At 45.4% G+C, this 926-nt stretch carries 1 protein-coding gene; it reads right to left on the bottom strand.

What is annotated here, in order from left to right:
• On the bottom strand, positions 1-926 hold a 926-nt coding region (locus A3729_RS23985; protein WP_156498104.1), incomplete at both ends, for a trypsin-like serine protease.

A 926-nucleotide genomic window follows, 5' to 3' on the forward strand; every position in this document is an offset into this window, starting at 1 on the left:
GTCTCATGATTCATTAGCGTTACATCTGCTTCTTGAAGAACATCCGGGTAAGTCGCGACACTATCGTCTGGGTCTATATCCCCCCAACCGATAACGCGCAAGGAATCACCTTCAGCAATTTTGCGCATATCTGCCTCTGTCGCCAACGGAAGCGTCGGCACATCACTCACAGCCTCAGCAAGCTGAAACAATAAATAATCGCCATTCTCAGCCTCATTATATTCTATGAGATTAACGGCTCGAGCATTACTCTGCTCTGGCAAATCATATCCAGACGAGTTACTCAAATCATACGCACCAATAACCGCAACAATGCTATCCAAAGCCTCCCCGGCGTAGCAGTGAGATGCCGTTAATACATAGTATTCATCCACCAAGGTTGCACCACAAAAGTGCTCACCAGTATATTTATTTTGTAATGACACCATCCAAGGGTAATCCCTAAACTCAGCGTCAACACCACCAATAATCCTATTTTCCGCGCGAGCCCAACCTGAAGAAACAACGAGCATTACAATCACCACACTCATGGCACGATAGGTTTTCGATATACCTGCAGCGTTTCGACGAAAGAAAAATAGCACTGCCAAAAACACTAGCGCTAGTGGGTGGAATGCTCCACCACTAGACTTTGAATTGCTAGGACTTGTATCCTCAGCTACATCTGGGTTATCTGCTGTAAAATTAACCGACTTCAAATACAAGGTCTTGCCTTCATCCCCTAATGAACTTTCACTCGTAGAACGCCAAAGTTCTCCCCTAGCCATGCGCCACTCAACAGTATTGACCTGATCTTCAGGTAACACGATAGTCTCACGACCATAAGCCTCAGCCGGCTTATATTCACTAAGCTCTTCACCATTTATCCACAATGAGACATCCATTACACTCGTATCATCTACTTTCCAGTCAAAGCTCAATTGGCC

This window comes from Oleiphilus sp. HI0043 (assembly GCF_001634935.1).